General features: G+C 63.0%; 2 protein-coding genes. Both read left to right on the top strand.

Features of this window, described 5'->3' with window-relative positions:
- Positions 1-159 precede the first annotated feature (159 nt).
- Complete coding sequence (locus tag EET03_RS29555; RefSeq protein ID WP_244232603.1) at positions 160-1,041, top strand: tyrosine-type recombinase/integrase; 882 nt, start codon at positions 160-162, stop codon at positions 1,039-1,041.
- On the top strand, positions 1,041-2,042 hold the full coding sequence (locus tag EET03_RS29560; RefSeq protein ID WP_075543112.1) for a tyrosine-type recombinase/integrase: 1,002 nt from the start codon (positions 1,041-1,043) through the stop codon (positions 2,040-2,042). Before EET03_RS29555 ends, EET03_RS29560 begins: the two co-directional genes overlap by 1 nt.
- The last annotated feature ends 86 nt before the right edge of the window (positions 2,043-2,128 follow it).

Raw genomic sequence — 2,128 nt, forward strand, 5'->3', positions numbered from 1 at the left:
ACGCCAGCGAAGAGTCAACGAACCTCTACATGAGTGTGGACCGGGCACGTCTGCTCGACTGCGTACTTTCGACCCCAGAAGCCGTGCGGTCATGACTGGCCACGGCTTCACCAGCGCGTTCGCCACCGAGCTGGACGCTTACCTGCGTTCAAGGCGAACATGGGATTCACTGGCGCCTCCCGCATCTGGTACCTCAAACAGTTCGACGCCTACTGCGCCGCCCATGACCGCACGGTGTTCGACAAGGACACGGTCGAAGCGTGGGTCAGTCTTCGGCTGCAACGCTGTGGCCGCTACCGGTCCTGGATGTCCTATATCCGTGACCTCGGCCGATGGATGACGATGACCGGGGTCCCCGACGCCTACGTGCTCTCCGACCGGTGGAAAGCACCGTTCGTTGCCGCCCATCCCTATCTGTTGTCCCGACATGAGATTGAGTCGTTCTTCGCCGCCGCAGCACAACTGCGAACGTCATCGCCGTGGCAATGGCAGGCGGTCGCGTTCTTCGCCCTGATGCACTCGTGCGGGCTGCGCGCGGGTGAAACCCGCGCCCTGCAGACCGGACGGGTCGACCTCGATGCCGGGCACATCGACATCCTGTGGTCCAAAGGACATCGCAGCCGCAGACTGCCGCTGACCGAACAGGTCATCGAGATCCTCGACACATGCGACCGGTCCTCACGCGCGCAGTTCGCCTCGCGCCGCACGTTTTTCGTCTCCGGCACTGGCAACCAGGTGACCACGGCAACGGTCGGGAAGGTCTTCGGCCGGATCTGGGATGCGGCCGGGCTGGCCCGGCCGATGGCCGGTCAACAGCCCCGACCCTACGATTTCCGGCATCACTTCGCCTACGCCAATATCCACCGATGGATGACCGGCGGCGACGACGTCACCGCGATGCTGCCCTACCTGTCCCGCTACATGGGGCACGCAACCGTTGAGAGCACGTACTACTACGTGCACACCGCGCCCGATTTCATGGCCGCCTACGCCGACATCACCGCCCAACGCCAGTCCCTGCTACCGCAGGTGGGATTCTGATGAGACGTGATCCACGCACCGGCGCACCGGACTTCTTCGGGTGCGCCCGCGATTATCTGCACGCCTACATGCCCAAGACCAGAGGGTTGTCCCCGAAAACCGTTGAGGCATATCGGATCAGCCTGGAGTGCCTCCTGGACTACCTCGCCGAGGTCGAGCACATCGGACGCCAGCACGTCAGCTTCGATCACTTCGACCGCCAGCACCTGAAAGGATGGCTGGCCTGGATGACCGATCAGCGGCACTACACACCCAAGACCGTCACGTTGCGCCTGAGCGCGGTCAAAGCGTTCCTGACCTACGCGGCATACGAAAATCTCACCCTCGTCGCGCTGAGCCAATCAGCCAAGGCACTCAAAGCGCCGGCTGGCCCGCGCAGGCCCGTCGAGTACCTCACCGAAGATCAAACCCGGGCGATCCTTGCCGCGTTCACCGGGCAGACGGCGAAATCTCGGAGAAGTCGGATGCTGCTGATCCTGCTCTACGACACCGCGGCTCGCGTGGGCGAGATCACCAGCCTGACCCTGGGCGATCTGCACCTGGCCGAACCCGGGCACATCCTGCTCACCGGCAAGGGCACCAAGACTCGCGTCGTACCACTCACCACGAAAACCGTCGAGCACCTGCACGTTTACCTCGACGAGTTTCACCCGAACATCACCAAACTCCCCACGACCCGGCCGCTGTTCTACAGCCTGCACCGCGGGCAACCTGCCGAACTGTCCACTGACACCATCGCCGCCGTGCTCAAGCAAGCCGCCGAATCCGCACGCGCTCCATGCCCTTCGATCCCGGCGAACGTCCACTGCCACCTGCTGCGTAAAACCAAAGCAATGGACCTCTACCAGCAGGGCATCCCGCTGCCGATCATCATGCGCCTCCTCGGTCATGAAAACGCTTCCACCACAGCCGTGTTCTACGCTTTCGCGACCTTGGACATGATGCGACAAGCCATCAACGCTGAACCATCCCGGGTTTCATGCACACCTCGTTACGTGTGACCGGTGTGCTGCCCGATCTGTTGTTGAGCGTAGTACTCGGCCTCGACTTCGGCTGGTGGGCGTCGTTCGAGGCGGTGCATCAGCCT

The sequence above is a fragment of the Mycobacterium innocens genome, from assembly GCF_900566055.1.
Lineage (GTDB): Bacteria > Actinomycetota > Actinomycetes > Mycobacteriales > Mycobacteriaceae > Mycobacterium > Mycobacterium innocens.

What these genes read in the sequence shown, in the direction of transcription:
- EET03_RS29555 (WP_244232603.1), top strand. Translation starts at nt 160, where the DNA reads ATGGGATTCACTGGCGCCTCCCGCATCTGGTACCTCAAACAGTTCGAC.
- EET03_RS29560 (WP_075543112.1), top strand. Translation starts at nt 1,041, where the DNA reads ATGAGACGTGATCCACGCACCGGCGCACCGGACTTCTTCGGGTGCGCC.